The organism is Pigmentiphaga litoralis, from assembly GCF_048632615.1.
Lineage (GTDB): Bacteria > Pseudomonadota > Gammaproteobacteria > Burkholderiales > Burkholderiaceae_B > Pigmentiphaga > Pigmentiphaga litoralis_B.
The window spans coordinates 1,331,747-1,347,261 of sequence record NZ_CP184479.1; the positions used below are offsets into that span (position 1 = coordinate 1,331,747).

At 65.0% G+C, this 15,515-nt stretch carries 12 protein-coding genes, 1 tRNA gene and 3 pseudogenes; 8 read left to right on the top strand and 8 right to left on the bottom strand.

All coding sequences use genetic code 11. The features are described 5' to 3' along the window. Positions 1-12: 12 nt before the first annotated feature. Positions 13-1,755 (bottom strand): thiamine pyrophosphate-binding protein, encoded by a 1,743-nt coding sequence (locus ACNANG_RS05905; RefSeq protein WP_420226396.1) that lies wholly within the window; start codon positions 1,753-1,755, stop codon positions 13-15. Between the two features lie 59 nt (positions 1,756-1,814). Next, positions 1,815-2,639 carry a tripartite tricarboxylate transporter substrate binding protein gene (locus tag ACNANG_RS05910; protein ID WP_420226397.1) on the bottom strand — a complete coding sequence of 275 codons (825 nt, stop codon included), beginning with the start codon at positions 2,637-2,639 and terminating at the stop codon, positions 1,815-1,817. Between the two features lie 388 nt (positions 2,640-3,027). Here ACNANG_RS05910 and ACNANG_RS05915 point away from each other — a divergent pair. Both ACNANG_RS05915 and ACNANG_RS05920 read left to right on the top strand, forming a co-directional pair. Beyond that, a pseudogene (locus ACNANG_RS05915) lies at positions 3,028-4,227 on the top strand (CSS-motif domain-containing protein); the annotation flags it as partial. Between the two features lie 139 nt (positions 4,228-4,366). Next, positions 4,367-4,735: an EAL domain-containing protein gene (locus tag ACNANG_RS05920; RefSeq protein ID WP_420227463.1), complete on the top strand. Its 369-nt coding sequence runs from the start codon at positions 4,367-4,369 to the stop codon at positions 4,733-4,735. 23 nt (positions 4,736-4,758) lie between these two features. Here the strand turns inward: ACNANG_RS05920 and ACNANG_RS05925 are convergent, their stop codons facing one another. Beyond that, on the bottom strand, positions 4,759-5,328 hold the full coding sequence (locus ACNANG_RS05925) for a TetR/AcrR family transcriptional regulator (RefSeq protein WP_420226398.1): 570 nt from the start codon (positions 5,326-5,328) through the stop codon (positions 4,759-4,761). 106 nt (positions 5,329-5,434) lie between these two features. Between ACNANG_RS05925 and ACNANG_RS05930 the strand changes: the two genes are divergently transcribed. The 4 genes from ACNANG_RS05930 (at position 5,435) to ACNANG_RS05945 (ending at position 8,960) form a co-directional block, all read left to right on the top strand. Next, positions 5,435-6,178: an SDR family NAD(P)-dependent oxidoreductase gene (locus ACNANG_RS05930; protein WP_420226399.1), complete on the top strand. Its 744-nt coding sequence runs from the start codon at positions 5,435-5,437 to the stop codon at positions 6,176-6,178. A 73-nt stretch (positions 6,179-6,251) separates the two neighbouring features. After that, the gene (locus ACNANG_RS05935) at positions 6,252-7,673 is read left to right on the top strand and encodes a helicase-related protein (protein WP_420226400.1); all 1,422 of its coding nucleotides are present in this window, start codon (positions 6,252-6,254) and stop codon (positions 7,671-7,673) included. 134 nt (positions 7,674-7,807) lie between these two features. Continuing rightward, entirely contained in the window at positions 7,808-8,221 is a 414-nt protein-coding gene (locus ACNANG_RS05940; protein ID WP_420226401.1) for an SUV3 C-terminal domain-containing protein, read from the top strand. Positions 8,222-8,273: 52 nt separating this feature from the next. Continuing rightward, the gene (locus ACNANG_RS05945) at positions 8,274-8,960 is read left to right on the top strand and encodes a hypothetical protein (protein ID WP_420226402.1); all 687 of its coding nucleotides are present in this window, start codon (positions 8,274-8,276) and stop codon (positions 8,958-8,960) included. Between the two features lie 107 nt (positions 8,961-9,067). Here the strand turns inward: ACNANG_RS05945 and ACNANG_RS05950 are convergent. From ACNANG_RS05950 to ACNANG_RS05965, 4 genes and pseudogenes are all read right to left on the bottom strand, one after another. Then, positions 9,068-9,157: transfer RNA gene (locus ACNANG_RS05950), tRNA-Ser, on the bottom strand. A gap of 122 nt (positions 9,158-9,279) precedes the next feature. Next, a pseudogene (locus tag ACNANG_RS05955) lies at positions 9,280-9,441 on the bottom strand (DUF1328 domain-containing protein); the annotation flags it as partial. A gap of 82 nt (positions 9,442-9,523) precedes the next feature. Then, positions 9,524-10,858, bottom strand: a complete 1,335-nt coding sequence (serS, locus tag ACNANG_RS05960; RefSeq protein ID WP_420226403.1) for a serine--tRNA ligase — start codon at positions 10,856-10,858, stop codon at positions 9,524-9,526. 230 nt (positions 10,859-11,088) lie between these two features. Beyond that, positions 11,089-13,025 (bottom strand): annotated as a pseudogene (locus ACNANG_RS05965) (amidohydrolase). Positions 13,026-13,098: 73 nt separating this feature from the next. Here ACNANG_RS05965 and ACNANG_RS05970 point away from each other — a divergent pair. After that, complete coding sequence (locus ACNANG_RS05970; RefSeq protein WP_420226404.1) at positions 13,099-14,022, top strand: LysR substrate-binding domain-containing protein; 924 nt, start codon at positions 13,099-13,101, stop codon at positions 14,020-14,022. Here ACNANG_RS05970 and ACNANG_RS05975 read toward each other — a convergent pair. Continuing rightward, positions 14,011-14,904 (bottom strand): helix-turn-helix transcriptional regulator, encoded by an 894-nt coding sequence (locus ACNANG_RS05975; protein WP_420226405.1) that lies wholly within the window; start codon positions 14,902-14,904, stop codon positions 14,011-14,013. The two genes, ACNANG_RS05970 and ACNANG_RS05975, sit on opposite strands and share 12 nt — an antisense overlap. A gap of 134 nt (positions 14,905-15,038) precedes the next feature. Between ACNANG_RS05975 and ACNANG_RS05980 the strand changes: the two genes are divergently transcribed. Next, a complete protein-coding gene (locus ACNANG_RS05980) occupies positions 15,039-15,515 on the top strand; it encodes a DUF3237 domain-containing protein (protein WP_420226406.1) in 477 nt (158 codons plus the stop codon).

The window sequence follows — 15,515 nt, forward strand, 5'->3', positions numbered from 1 at the left end:
TCGGGGCTTGGGTCAGGACTCGTAACCCGGCAGGACCTGGGCGTCGATCACACACAGGGCGCCGGCTTCGACACGGGCAATGGCGTCCTGCATGGCCGCTTTCAGTTCCGCCGCGGTGCGTACAGTGGGGCCGGCATGCGCCCCCTGCGCGCGGGCAATTGCCGGAATGTCGATGGCCGGGTCCGTCATGGTCTGCGCGATGCCTTTGTTTTCGGTCGTGCGGCCACGCTGACGAGCGATGCGTTCCTGATGGATCTCATCGTTGAAATAGGTACTGTTGTTGGCGACAACGACCAACAGCGGCAGGCGGTAGCGCGCCGCGGTCCAGAACGCGCTGGCGCTGAACATGAAATCGCCGTCGCCGATCACGGCCAGCGGCAGCCGGCCGCTGCCCTGCAGCGCCAGCGCCGCACCGATCGCCATGCCCGGCCCGGAGCCGATACCCGCGCCGCCATCCTTGCCCAGGAAGTCAAGCGGGGCATCGTAGTCCCACACTTCGTTGGACCAGCCCAGTGGCACTTTGATGAGCGAGGTAAGCCTGTCTTTGGTGCTGTCGCGTAACACCTGGGCCAGCACGCGGATGCTCAATGCGGCGTCGCCGGCCGGTTCCGGATCCGCCTTGCGGACGCGTACGGGCGGGATGGACCGCGCGCGCCCGGCGAATCGGGGCGACGTATCGTCGGCCATCAACAGCGCATCGACCAGTGCTTCCGGCTCACACAGGAAGTGCAGGTCTGCCTTGAGCAAGGCCTGATGGTCCATGCTCCAGCCTCGATGCGAATACTGCTCGGGCGAACAATTCACGACGGCCGCTGTGACCGCCGCCCCGCGCTCGCCCACTACCTTGATCGTGCCCGCCGGATCGAGCCAATCCAATGCAAGGATGACATCGGCGTCCCGCAAGGCCTGCGCGCCGTCCTGGCCTACCGTGAACGGAATGTGCAAGGGGTGACGCGTGGGAAACGCGGCCGCCTGCTTCAAGTCGGTGATGACGGTCGCGCCGAGCCGTTCAGCCAATGCCACGCGTCTGTTCCATGCATCGGGGTCGCGGGACAGGCGCCCCGCCAGGATCACGGGGTGTCTGGCATTAGCCAGCAGGTCGATGAGTCGCTGCACGGCGCCGGGTTCGGGATAGGCCGCCACGGGCTGCGCGAACCGGGCCGGGTCTGGCAACGCCAGCGCGGGATCGCAGGCCTGCTCCTGCAGCGACACGTCGAAGCACAGATACACCGGACCTTGCGGCGAGGTAGTCGCGATCCGCCGGGCGCGCAAAGCGGATTCGCCGGCCGCCTGCAGGGACGCGGGCTGGTCGTCCCACTTGATGAAGTCCCGCACCAGCTTGCCCTGATCTCGCGCCGTGTGCAGCCAGTCGATCCACGGCCGGCGCTGGGCGGCATCGACCGGGCCGGTCGCACCCACGATCACCATCGGCACCCGGTCGCACCACGCGTTGTAGATCGCCATCGACGCATGCATCAAGCCAACATTGCTGTGTACGGCCACAGCCATGGGCGTGCCGGTGACCTTGGCATAGCCATGCGCGATGGCAATGGCGTGCTCTTCATGCAGGCACAGCAGCAATTGCGGATTGTCATTGCCCAGGTAGTTGACCAGGCTGTCGTGCAGACCCCGCAGGCTGGCGCCCGGATTGATGGCCAGGTACTTGAGGTCGAGCTGGCGGATCAGGTCGGCCAGATAGTCGCTGCCCCACTGCCTGTCGGCCGCCAGTGCGCCGACCGGTCGTTCAATGTTCATGCATGCTCCAGAAAGGGGGTGACGCCGCGGCGCGGGTCGCGTGGCGACACGTCATCCGGTCACGGCTTGGCATCCGCCTGGGCCGGCGACACATACGGCTTCCAGTGCTGGATCTCGGACCGCACGTAGGCGTTGAACGCCGGCACGTCCATGTCCCGCGTTTCCATGTTCTGCCGCCGCATCTCGGCCACGATCTCGGGCGACCGCAAGGCGCGACGCACTTCGACGTTCAGGCGGTCGACGATCGCAGGCGGCAGGTTGGCCGGCCCCGACAGCGAAAACCAGGTCGTGCCGGTCAGCGCCGGATAGCCCTGTTCGGTAAAGGTGGGCAGTTGCGGGAAGTCGTCCGCGCGCTTGTCGGACGTGATCGCCAGCGCGCGCAACTTTCCCGACTGGATGTAGGGCGTGGTCGTGCCGAAGGACATGAACGCCGCGGTAATGTGGCCCGCCAGCAAATCGGTCATGGCGGGGTTGCCGCCCTTGTAGTTGATGGTGACCATCTTGATGCCGGCCGTGGCCGCGAAGGCGTCGCCGATCATGTAGCCGTGCGTGCCCTGCCCTGGCGAGCCCCAGCTGATCTTGCCGGGATTGGCCTTGGCATAGTCGACGAAACCTTTGAGATCCTTGTAGGGCGAGTCCGGCGCCACCACCAGCACCGTGGGCGGCCCGCCCAGAAACGCAATGTGCGTGAAGTCCTTGATGGGGTCGAAGGTGTTCTCGTTCACCATCGGCGCGACCACGTGCGAGCCGATGCCCGACACCACCAGCGTGTAGCCGTCGGGGTCTGCCTTGGCAACCATCTGCGAGCCGATCACCCCGGCTACACCCGACCGGTTTTCCACCACGAAAGTCTGCTTGAACACCTCGGACAGGCGGCGTGACACGATGCGCCCCAGCGTGTCCGACCCGCCCCCGGGGCGTAGGGAACGATCACGCGAACCGGCTTCGTTGGCCAGGGCGGGGACGACGGACTGGACTGCGACGATGTCGATGGCGATGTCAATGGCGATGGCGACTGCGCCGTTGCCACGACGGCCATGCTACAGGCGGCTACGGCAGTTGCCAGCCTCGCGAGCAAAGCAAGGGCCCTAGGTTTCATCAAGTCGTCTCCTGAGCCTGACACCCGCCCTGAAAGGCAGTGCGCCGGCCGTCTGATCAACCGTTCCTTTATGCGGAACGGCGTTCCTTTTATGAGTTCAGCTTAGACGGCTAATCAAGTGACTGTCAATGCACGCAATCGAGCGCAACTACGGTATCGTCCAAGTCTCGCAGATGCTCACGATTGCTGAGCAGGATGCGATATTCGCAGTCATCGAGACGACAGGAGTCTTCGTGAATCGGTCCCGTATCATCGCGACGGCGCTGCTGCTGGCAGCCCTTGGGGCGCTGCTGCCGCTTGCCGTTGCCGCCTATGCGTCCTGGGTACGAGCGGTGTCGCAAGAGCAACGCCTGCTGGACGGCTATGCGGCCCGCGCGCTGCGCAATGTGACCAATACCCTCGATCAGGGCAGGCAGGCGATCGCCGACATGGCAAGCTGGCGCGGCACGCCCTGTTCCGTCGAGCACGTGGAGCACATGCGCCGCACCGCGATCAACTCGCGGTACATCGAACAGGTGGGCTACCTGGAAGACGGGAGGCTGCGCTGCACATCCTGGGGTCCTGTCCCGGCAGACAGCGCCGAAGCCAACCCGGCGGCCCCGCCAGACGCCGAACTGGCCGACGGTTTCCGCCTGACCCTGCGCACGTCACCCGGCTTCGCGGGCGGCGCCCCGGTCACGGTGCTGCAGCAAGGTCCCTACAACGCCTTCATCAACACCAGCCGGTTGTCGGATGTGATCGTCGATGACCGCGTGCAGCTGGGCGTCGCGTTCAACGGCAAGGTCGTCAGTACACTGCGCGCCGCCGATACCGGCTTCATCGCCCGCACCGCTTCATCCACCGCCCCCGCCGACGACAGCCGCTACCTGCACGCCGTCGCCCGGCAAGACGCGTGGGCCGCCGTCGTTCTCGAACCCTACGGCAATCTGCGCACCAGCCTGCTCAAGGAACTGCTGTGGCTACTGCCCATCGGCGTCATCATCAGCTGCGTGATCGTGGCGCTTGTCATCCGCCTGCTGCGCAAACGCCTGTCGCCGCTTGCCGAGCTGAGCATCGCCGTCCAGCAGCGCGAATTCGTCGTCTTTTATCAGCCGATCATCAACCTGAGGACAGGCGCGTGCATCGGCGCCGAAGCCCTGGTGCGCTGGCGCCGCCCCGATGGCACCATGGTCCGGCCCGACCTGTTCATCCCGCTGGCCGAAGAAAGCGGCTTGATCCTGCCGATCACCGACCAGGTCGTCCAGACCTGCGTGCGCGATCTGCGCGAGTTGCTGGTGGTCGACCGGTCGTTGCATGTCGCCATCAACTTGAGTGCGAACGACATTACGACCGGACGTTTTCTGGGCGTGGTGCGGAACGCGCTGGAAGGCACGGGCATCAGAAATGACCAGATCTGGCTCGAGGCCACCGAACGCGGCTTTATCGATGTCGATGCCGCCAGCGTGAACCTGGCCAAGGCGCGCGCTGGGCTTCGGCATCGCCATCGACGACTTTGGAACGGGCTATTCGAGCCTGCAGTATCTGGAGCGGCTGCCCACGGATGCGCTGAAGATCGACAGGTGTTTCATCGCAGCGATCGGCCGGACCGTTGCGACGAGTTCGGTCATTTCGCACATTATCGACATGGCAAAGACGGTGGGGCTGGCAGTGGTCGCGGAAGGCGTGGAGACCGAGGCGCAGGCCGCGTACCTGAGAGCGCATGGCGTCGAGTTCGCGCAGGGGTGGCTGTTCGCTAAGGCAATGCCGATCGAGGATTTTCTGGCGTTGGTCAGGACGCAGGCGTGGCGGGAGGCGAAGGGGCGACAAGACGCGGCCGCCCAGGCTGCCCGAAGGCCAGACCCGGCTCCCGGTTCGGCAGCGCACGGCCTGTCCACGCCGTAATTTCCGGGATCATCGCAGGGGCGCTACCTATCGCCCGCGCCCAGCGCGATCCCGTCAAAAAACAGCCCGATCAGACGCGTCACCTGTGTCGTAGACGCGCCCGCTTGCTTGGCCGGGTCCCTGTCCTGCTCGGTCGCCAGCGACGTCGCCATGGCCACTGCCACCAGGTCGTCGAAGGTGACGTGCTTGCGCACGACCCCTGCCTTCTGCGCCTGCTTCAACAGCCTCTTGCCTTCCTTGCTCGTCGCCTCGCAACCTGGCGTCCCGCTTTCCAGCATCGCACACAGCGATGCGGCCAGCCCGCGATAGACGCTGGTGTGCACCACCAATTCTTCCAGATACCTGCGCAGTGCCATCAACGGGTCGAGCGTCTCGGCGCGCGCGTGGCTTGCCGCGGCCAGCGACAGAAACCGGTCGCTATAGGCCGCCGCAAATAACGCATCGCGCGTCGGAAAGCGCCGATAGAGCGTGCCGATGCCCACGCCCGCCCGCTTGGCCACGTCTTCCATCGACGCCTCGGCGCCCCGTTCCAGAAAGACCGCTTCAGCGGCGGCGAGCAGGCGTTCTCGGTTTCGCTGCGCATCGGCGCGCAAGGGGGAACAGCGGTCAACGGATCATCCTGGCTCTTTGCTTGATAAGTGGAGGTTACCTCCATATACTAAGTGGAGCAAACCTCCACTTATACAGACAAGGAACGATATGACGAAGGGATTCGAGGGAAAGATCGTTGTGGTCACGGGCGGCAGCGAGGGCATCGGGCTGGCGACCGCACAGGCGTTTGCCGCGCAAGGGGCGACGGTATACGTCACAGGACGGCGGCAGGAGCGGCTGGACGAGGCGGTGGCGCTGATCGGATCCGGCGCGGTCGGAATTCAGGGGGACGTAGGCAACCCGGACGACGTGGACCGGCTTTACGCGCGCATCCGGCAGGATCACGGACGGCTGGACATCGTCTTTGCCAATGCAGGGATTTCCGAGTCGGCAGCGCTGGGGGAGATCGATGATGCCCATGTCGACCGCGTGCTGACCACCAACATCAAGGGCACGATCCACACGGTGCAAAAGGCCCTTCCCCTGATGACGGCCGGGGGCAGCGTGATCCTTGCAAGTTCGGTCGCAGGCAGCATGGGCTTTGGCGCGCTGTCCATCTACAGTGCAACGAAGGCGGCCATCCGGTCCTTTGCACGCACCTGGACGACCGACCTGAAGCCGCGCGGCATTCGTGTGAACGTGGTTTCGCCCGGCATGGTAACGACGCCTGCGATGCAGAGCTACCTGACCGCCAACGCAGGCGCCAAGGAAGCCATGACACAGATGATCCCGTTTGGCCACATGGGCGATCCGGAGGACGTTGCGAAGGCCGTGCTGTTCCTGGCATCGGACGCCGCCAGTTACGTGGCGGGGCACGAACTGTTCGTGGATGGCGGGATCATGGCGGTGTAGCAAGGGTGGGCGGCGGGGTGGATCGCATTGTGCTACTAATGGCCATTCGTCAGGTCATTTTCGCCAAGGTTCGATGCATCCCATTCAGGCTTCAGACGCCACCAAACTCATCGTCGGCACCCGCGCGGCCTGGCTGGCGGCCCGGCTGATTGTCGAGTTCAACGACCACTTGTGGATCATGTACGGCTACACCGACGCCTCCAAGCTGGGCGACAGCCGCAAGTTCGCGGCGATGACGCTCAAGGACCGCCGCCAGCATCAACGTGACGCCGCCAAGAAACTGATGCCCGGCTTGCAGGGCGCCCTCGACATCGCCGCTGGCCGCATCCAGGCATTCCTGCGCACGGCCGATGCCGAAGGCTTGCTGCACTTGGCCGACGACGTTGCGGAGCACCTTGCCGAGGGCATCAACCTGCTAGATCTTCCACGCATCCTTGATAGCGCCCTGTCGTCGCTGCGCATCGAAAAGACGCGCGAAGCCATGGGCAGGGCCATTCGCCAGGCAGTGCGGCTCGCCGATTACCCCGAATCCTTCCGCGCGCATTCGCGCAAACGCCGCCTGATCGCCGTCCTGGGCCCGACCAATTCGGGCAAGACCTACGACGCGTTCAAACGCCTGGCGAAGGCGGATACCGGCGTCTACCTTGGCCCGCTTCGGCTTCTGGCGCTGGAAGCGTTCAACCGCCTGAACGACGAGTTCAAGGTGCCGACGTCCCTGCTGACTGGCGAAGACCGGCGCGATGTGGCGCGTTCCCGGGTGACGGCGTCCACCATTGAAATGCTCAACCCCGATCGGCAGGTCGACGTTGCCATCATCGACGAAATCCAGATGCTGCTCGACCCCGATCGCGGCTGGGCCTGGACGCAAGCCGTCGTTGGCGCGAATGCCAGCGAGGTCTGGCTGCTGGGCGCGCTGTCCGCCGAAGCCGCCATCCGGGCACTGGCATCCCGGCTCGATCTGGAACTCGAGGTCCACTACAAGGAACGCAAACACCCCTTGACCGTCGCGCAGAACGCGCTGGCGGGCGACCCCGTCGCCGCGTTGAGACAAGCCCGCAAAGGCGATGCGTGGGTAGTGTTTTCCCGGCGCAATGCCCTGAGCCTGCGCGACGATTTCCTGGCGCGCGGGATGACCGTGGCCTGCGTCTACGGCATGTTGAGCCCCGAAGTGCGCGAGCGCGAGGCTCAGCGATTCGCGGACGGCGACGCGGACATTCTGGTGGCGACCGATGCCATCGGCATGGGCCTGAACCTGCCCATCCAGCGCGTCGTCTTCACGTCCGTCACCAAGTTCAATGGCGAAGCCATGCAGCAGCTGGACATCCCGATGCTGCAGCAGATCGGCGGGCGGGCCGGACGGTATGGCCACCAGCCCGCATCGAAGGGGAAGCGGACGCAAGACGGCATCGTTGTTGGCCTGACCCCTACCGAACATCGCGTTGTGGTCGCACTGATGCAGGCGCACCAGCCCCCCTGCCCGCCCGCGGCTTTCTGATCGCGCCCAGCCAGGCCTATCTGGAACAGCTATCCAGACTGGCCAATACGGAACGCCTGGAAGCGCTGCTTGCCGCCTACGAGCAGCATGCCGACCAGGGCGACGGTTTCTTTCGCGCCCACGTTCCCCAGGAAATGCTGGACCGCGCGTCCACGCTCGACGCGATGCCTAACCTGACCTTGCAGACCAAGCATCTGCTGGCGATGGTGCCTTTGAGTTCGAATAACGAGGTGCTGGACGGCACGTGGATGGATTGGGTGCGCAAGGTGAATCGTGGCGTGCCGGTCGGCCTGGATTTCCTGAGGGGCTATCCGCAGAACGCCGCGCTGGACAAGGCGGAGATGGCGGTGCAGCAGTTGTGGGCGTATCTATGGCTGTCGTATCGGCTGCCGGAAAGCTTTCCGATGGCCGAGGACGCGCGGGGGCTGGTGGAGCCGTGGGTGGAGGCCGTGGATCTGCATTTGCGCGGGCACAAGCGGCAAGGGGCGGCGCGTACGGCGGGGAACGCGGCGTGGTATCGGGCGGGGGCGGTCAGGCGGCGGTTTTGAGGCGTCGCTGCTCTACGAACCGGCATGAAAGGAACGCAATGAAGGAACGGCGATGAAGGAGCGGCCCATTCTTTTCAGCGGCCCCATGGTTCGCGCGCTGTTGGCGGGCATCAAGACCCAGACGCGGCGCGTGGTGAAGCCGCAGCCGACCCGTTTCACCGGCGGATCGGGTGAGCAAATGCCGGACGGATCGCCGGCTTCGGGCACGCCGATCGACGATAGCGCTGGCCCGCCGGGACGAGTGATCGCCTGCCCGTACGGCGTGCCGGGAGATCGCTTAAGAGTGCGAGAAACCTTCTTTGCCTACGGCCGCTGGGAGGCCCGCCATAGCGAGACACTGCAGCGCGCCGAATGGCGCTTTGTCGACATGACGATCGAGAGCGGCCGGACCTACCGCTATGCGGCGAGTGGCAATGATCTTGCGCTATCGACAAGGCACGATGCCGAACCGGGCTGGCATAAGCGATCGGCGCTCTTTATGCCACGCCTGGCGAGCCGGATCCTTCTTGACGTCGTCGATGTCCGCATTGAACGGCTGAATGACTGCAGCGAAAGGGATGCCGTGGCGGAAGGGATCGGCGTGGGCGCCGAGCGGGTGGGCCACAAGGCAGCCGCCGATGCCACTGAAGCGCCAGCCGTGGCCGCTTACCGCGGCATCTGGGAGTCGATCAACGGGGTCGGCAGCTGGGCGGCCAATCCCTGGGTCTGGGTCGTGGAGTTTCGCCAACGAGCGCCATGAACCCTGGTGGGAAGGTGGCACCCGCAAACCTGCGGCTCACTGAAAACCAAAAACAAAAAAGCCCGCGTTAGCGGGCTTCATTGAACGCCAGAAACTGGCGATGGTACTGGCGGAGAGGGTGGGATTCGAACCCACGGTACGTTTGCACGTACGCCTGATTTCGAGTCAGGTACATTCGACCACTCTGCCACCTCTCCGTGCATCTTTCGACGCTCACGATCGCCCGAGTGGTTGGGCAATCGCGACAGTCAAAAAGTATATCAGGAAATTCGTGGCAAGTGTTGGATGTGCCCCTCCGCGCGTGCCGACTACGTGATTTTTTGAAGATCGTGACGCCCAAGACCAGGAAGATCACGAACAGGATCAGCGCGGCGAAGAACAGGAACTTGGCGATGGCGGCGGAACCCGCTGCGATGCCCGTGAAACCGAAAATACCGGCAATGATCGAAATGACTAAAAAGATGATGGCCCACTTCAACATGGCATGCTCCTTCGGGTGATGACGGGGTGTGTAGATGCCAGCAAAGCTTACACGCCCCCCAAAACCGTGTGTAACTTCTACGTTACGCGCGGGGAGCGACCTGAAGGCGTTCCAGGCCGCCCATGTAAGGGCGCAAGGCCTCTGGAATCACGATAGAGCCGTCGGCCTGCTGGTAATTCTCGAGCACGGCCACCAAAGCGCGCCCTACGGCAAGCCCTGAGCCGTTCAGGGTATGCAGCAGCTCGGGCTTGCCCTTGCCGACGCGGAAGCGGGCTTGCAGGCGGCGGGCCTGGAAGGCTTCACAATTGGAGACGGACGAAATCTCGCGATACGTATTTTGGGCGGGAAGCCACACTTCCAGGTCGTAGGTCTTGCTGGAACCGAAGCCCATGTCGCCGGTGCACAGCAGCATGACGCGATAGGGCAAGCCGAGCAGCTGCAGCACCTTTTCGGCGTGGCCGGCCATGGCTTCCAGCGCGTCGTACGACGTGTCGGGGTGGACGATCTGAACCATTTCGACCTTGTCGAACTGGTGTTGACGGATCAGGCCTTTGGTGTCGCGGCCGCTGCTGCCGGCTTCGGAACGGAAGCATGGGGTATGGGCGGTCAGCTTGATCGGCAGGTCTTCGACCGGCACGATGTCGCCGCGCACGGTGTTGGTCAGGGTGATTTCCGACGTGGAGATCAGGTACAGGTCTTCACGCGGGATGGCGTTGCCGTGTTCGTCCAGCGATTCGCCGCCCTTAGTGACCCAGAACATGTCGTCCTTGAATTTGGGCAGCTGGCCGGTGCCGATCAGGGTGGCGGTGTTGACGATGTACGGGGTGTAGCACTCGGTGTAGCCGTGCTGCTCGGTTTGCAGGTCCAGCATGAACTGGGCGAGCGCGCGGTGCAGCTTGGCGATGGGGCCGCGCATCAGCGTGAAGCGCGAGCCGGACAGTTTGACGGCGGTTTCGAAGTCTAGGCCGAGCGGTTCGCCCAGGGCGACGTGATCCTTGGCGTCGAAGCCCAGGGGCGCGGGGTCGGCGCCGGTGGGGCTCCAGCGGCGCACTTCGACGTTGCCTTCTTCGGATTCGCCGGTCGGGACGCTGGCGTGCGGCACGTTGGGCACGGCCAGCAGCAGGTCTTGCAGGTCGCGCTGGATGATGGCGAGTTCGTCTTCCAGCGTCTTGAGGCGGGCCGGCAGCGCCTGCGATTCGGCCAACAGCGCCGACGCGTCTTCGCCTTTGGATTTGGCCATGCCGATCTGCTTGGCAAGCGCGTTGCGGCTGGCCTGCACGGTTTCGGTTTCGGTCTGGACGGCCTTGCGGCGCGACTCCAGCGCATTGAAGCTGTCGACGTCGAGCTGGTAGCCCCGATCGTTGAGACGGGCGGCGACCGCCTGGATGTCTTTGCGCAGCAGGGCGATATCAAGCATGGGAAATGGAGGTTCGCAGTAAAAAGTGGGCGGGTGGCCCGCCAGTGTCACGTGCTGCCGGCGGGCAATCCTGCGATTTTACCGTTCAATCCGCGCCGGGCGCCCTGCTTGGGCCGAATCCGTCCATTCGGGGAAGCCATCGTGGCGGCAGGAAGGGCCCGGATGACTGGGCCCGATGCCGTGAGCATAACGGAAGCGCCCCGCCCCAGCCGTCCCGTTCTTGCGGCCTGCTAGTGCGCGTGGTCAGCCGCAGCCATAGCCTCCAAGATAACCTCCTTGTTACCCGAGGCCGCCCTGCTGCCCTGGCCGGACGACGACGCCACGGCTGCCCGCAAAGGCGTCGACCCATAAACCACCTTGCCGCCCACCAGCGTCATGACTGACCGAATGGCGTGGATGCGATCGGCGGGCACCCGCAAGTACGGCGCATCCAGCACCGCCACGTCCGCCAGCATCCCGGGCTTCAGGCTTCCGCGGCGTTGTTCGTCGAACGAGATCCAGGCGGCATTGGCCGTATAGAGCTTCAAGGCCTCTTCCCGCGACAGTTGCAGATCGGCGCGGCGTTGCACCATGCCACCGACCGATCGGCCCGTGACGTGGTATTCGATGGCGCGCCAGACGTTGATCATGCCGATGCGGGTCGAATCCGTTCCCCCGCGACCATCATGCCCTTGTCCAGGGCGAACCGGGTGGGCGGCGATGCCTGCGCGACCGCCTCGCCATTAGTGTCCTTGATGGCCTGGGCTTCGAAGTACGGCCCCATCTGCACCGAATACGAGATGCCCAGCCGGCGCATGCGGTCCAGCGTGGCCGCGGTGCCGGTATTGAGGTGGGTGAGGGTCCAGCGCAGGTCGTGCAGCGGCGTTTTCTGGGCGACCTTTTCGAATTCATCCAGGATGCGGTTGGCCGCATCGTCGGTGTAGGCGTGGATTTCGAGCGGGTAGCGATTTTCGGCGGCCCAGGTGGCGACCTTGAACAGTTCGTCGCGCGCGGCTTGCGGGGGCGAGAAGCCGGGCGCCTGGCGCACGCCGTCGTTCATGCCCGCAACCAGGGATTCACCCAGGCCGACGAATCGAAGCATGTCGTCGCCCGACCGGGGCGGGATATAGGCGAGCGTGCTCTTGAACCATTCCAGGTCATTGTCGCGCTGGAAGGACGACGCGCGCCACCCGACCCGCACCGTCAGCGCCTTGTCTTGCCACAACGCATACAAAGGGTTGAAGGCGTTGCGGTCACCCGCGGCAGGATCGATCAGCCCCGTCACGCCCAGGTGATTCATCTCAGTGAAGAACGCGCGCAGGCTGTCGCGATAGTCGGTAGCCGGCCGGGCGCCGATGCGGGCGAACAGTGCCGAGAACGGGCCGATGCCGCCCAGCAGCTTGCCGGTCGCCTTGCCTTGGGCATCCCGTTCCACGGTCACGCCTGCGGGCACCTGGCCGTTATTGTCCAACTGGAGGACGTCGATGCCCTTGGCGTTCAGCAGCGCATAGTCATACAGGTACTGCACGTAGGCCGGATTGTCGGGCAGTTGCGCGGTCAGGTCGGCCACGGTGGGCGCGCGGTGTTCGGCGAACTGGTCGGGATGCCACGCGCCGGTCACGGCCACCCACTTGCCGGCGCCGCGCTTGCCGGCTTCCTGCTTCAGGGCGGCGAGTGCATCGGCCAGCGTGGTCTTGTCGTACCAATAGCTTTCGAAGGTGAAGCTCTGGCCGCCGCGGATCGCGTGGATGTGGCTGTCGATCAGCCCTGGCACCACGGTGCGGCCGCCCACGTCGATCACCTCGGTGCGCGGGCCTTTCAGTCTCATGATGTCGGCCCGGCTGCCGACGGCGGTGATGTCGGTGCCGCGAATGGCCAGAGCGGCGGCCGTGGGTTGCGACGGGTCCATGGTCAACACGTCGGCGTTGACCAGGATGCGGTCGGCGGGCGCCTGGGCGGTGGCGGTGGCCGTTGCCGTCCGTGTCGTGGAAGGCCCGGCGGAGGGGGCGGCGGACGGCGTTGCGGCGAATGCCTGCGTGCCGATCAGGCAACATAGCGCGGCAGCGCTGGCATGCGTGCGTAATAACGTAGGGCAAAGGTCCATGTGTCTCGATCTCATGGCAAGCATGGCGCCGGACGGATCGTGAAATGTCCGGATCTCGGCGGCATGCGGGTGGCAGGGCGTCATCCCTATCTTGTCAGCACGCCCCGAACGCCAGAAGATGCCAATATTTGCTCAGCGATCGCTGCCGGGAATCACCTTGAAACTGCATCACCTGCGGGACGTCATTGCCGTGGCCGACGCCGGCAGCCTGCGCGCGGCCTCGCGCAAGTCGGGCTTGTCGCAATCGACGATGACCAAGAGCATTCAATACCTGGAAAAGGAAATCGGCGCGCCCATCTTCGAGCGGCAGCAGCGCGGTACCGTCCTGACCCCATTGGGCGCGCTGTTCGTGCAGCGCGCCCGCGTCGCCACCGGCGAACTGAGCCGCGCCCGCGAAGAGATCCAGCAGCACCTGGGCGGCGGCGACGGCCGCGTCGTGGCCTGCCTGTCCACCGTGCCCCACATGGCCTTGCTACCCGAGGTGCTGCCCCGCTTCCTGGAACGCTATCCGCGCGTGCAGCTGTCGGTGGTGGAAGGCCTGGGCTTCAGCGCCGCAGAGAATGCCCTGCGAGACGGCGAGATCGACTTCTACATCGGCCTGGGGCCGGGCCATTCGCTGCCCGGCGAGTTCGTGCTGGAAAAGCTGTTCGATAACGAACGCTGCGTGGTCTGCCGCAAGGGCCATCCGCAGGCCGAGGCCACGTCCTTGAAAGACCTGATGGAAGCCCGCTGGTCCATGAGCAGCCCGGCCTTCGACGATGAGGAATTCGCCGCCCTGTTCCGGCGCCATGGCTTGCCGGTGCCGTCATCACGCACCTTTGGCGGCAGCATTCTGGGGCAGATCGTGTTCGTGCTGCATGCGGACATCCTGGCGATCGTGCCGCGTCAATGGTTGGCGTTTGCTCCATTGCAAGGGTCGATACAGGAAGTGCCGATCAAGGAAACGATAGGCGCGCCAGCTATCGTGATGGTGCGGCGCGCGTCGTTGCCGTTGACCCCGGCGGCGGAGTATTTTTGTGATCTGGTGCGGCGGGCAAGCCGGCATTTGCCGGAGCTACCCTGCTCCGCATCAATGCGGTGACTGCGCCTTCAGCGCGAGGGCGAACAGTTCGTTTCGAAAGTGGATGCCAAGGCGGCTGAACGCGCGGTTGCGGTAGGTCTTTACCGTAGGCAGGGTCAAGCCAAGATCACAGGCGATACCTTCGTGCGTAAGACCCTGCAGCAGCCGGACGCAGACGTCCAGTTCGCGTGCGGTCAGTCCGGCATGCACACGCAGCAGCCGCTCACGCAGTGCGGCAGGCGGGTACGGCAGCGGCCCGACAGGGCGGTCATCCTGCCCGATGCGGCTCGCCGGCACGGGCGCTGGCCTGCGTGCCGTTAGCGCAATGTGTTTGCGCGCGAGCGCAAGCAGGCCCGGCGCGATCGCTTTGAAAGCGGCGAGCTGTGCATCGCTGAAAGGCCGTTGGTGCCGATGCCGATACACATTGACGGCGAACAGCGTGGCGTCGTCTTCGAACTCCACGATCGACATGCGTTCGACGACCCCGTACGCGTCGTACACGCGCGCCTGATGTTCGCCGCCCACCTGTTGCGCAGTGATGTGGCACAACCGGGTGCGAGCACCCATTCGTGCGGCAGCGTCGCCTGCCGCTCCCCTGCTCCAGCTGCCGTCGTGCAGGTAGGGGCCTGACAGATAGGCCCACCAGCAATCCTGCGTGGTGTCGGGCACCCCCAGACTGGCCGACAGAAACAAGGTGGGCACGCAGCGTCGCCCGGTGCGATACACCGACCACGACGCTGCCGGGACGAGCGGAGACAGCTCGCGCAGCACTGCCGCTTCGAAGCCTTCCTCGCCAACCCACCCGATCAAATGGCCCAGCACCGTGCCGACGCTGACGTCAGCCGGTGGCGAATGTGACGGCGCTGAATGCGCCGGCAGTCTGCCGGCGTCTTGGTGATGCACGGGCATCGGCACCGCTGACTGCATGGCAGGTCCCTTGCGTGCGTAGAGTCCCGTCATCTTCCGAGATGACAACCGTGGCACGCAACGGGACTTACGCTAAGCCTCATCACATCGATCCTTCAGAGGCACGCGTCATGCACGATCCAGCCGGGTTTGCGGAGCCCCGATTCCAGTTCTTTGCCGACCTGCACGTCAGCGTGGGCGCGCCGCAGGACGTTGGCGCGACGGCGCGGGGACGTCGTCGTGTGGTTCCCATCACCGGGGGCACCGCGACGGGAAACGGCTGGCACGCGCGGGTGCTGCCGGGCGGCGCCGATGTCCAGCTTGTGGTGAACGCGCGCATGACGCAGCTCGATGCCCGCTACGTGCTCGAAATGGACGGCGGCGATCTCGTGTATGTGCACAACCGGGCGGTGCGTTCCGGTCCACCCGAACTGATGGCGCAACTGATGCGGGGCGAGCCAGTGGACCCGGCCCAGCTTTATTTCAGATGCTGCCCCAGCTTCGAGACAGCGTCGCATGCGCTCGCTTGGACCGTTGAACGCATGTTTGTTGGTCAAGGCGCACGGCATCCGGACAAGGTCGTCATGCGCTTCCACGAGTTGCTCTGA

Excerpts from the sequence above, each read along its gene's own strand:
- ACNANG_RS05930 (WP_420226399.1), top strand. The coding sequence starts at position 5,435 with ATGACGAAGGGATTCGAGGGAAAGATCGTTGTGGTCACGGGCGGCAGC.
- ACNANG_RS05945 (WP_420226402.1), top strand. The coding sequence starts at position 8,274 with ATGAAGGAGCGGCCCATTCTTTTCAGCGGCCCCATGGTTCGCGCGCTG.
- ACNANG_RS05935 (WP_420226400.1), top strand. The coding sequence starts at position 6,252 with ATGCATCCCATTCAGGCTTCAGACGCCACCAAACTCATCGTCGGCACC.
- ACNANG_RS05940 (WP_420226401.1), top strand. The coding sequence starts at position 7,808 with ATGCTGGACCGCGCGTCCACGCTCGACGCGATGCCTAACCTGACCTTG.
- serS (WP_420226403.1), bottom strand. The coding sequence starts at position 10,858 with ATGCTTGATATCGCCCTGCTGCGCAAAGACATCCAGGCGGTCGCCGCC.
- ACNANG_RS05980 (WP_420226406.1), top strand. The coding sequence starts at position 15,039 with ATGCACGATCCAGCCGGGTTTGCGGAGCCCCGATTCCAGTTCTTTGCC.
- ACNANG_RS05905 (WP_420226396.1), bottom strand. The coding sequence starts at position 1,755 with ATGAACATTGAACGACCGGTCGGCGCACTGGCGGCCGACAGGCAGTGG.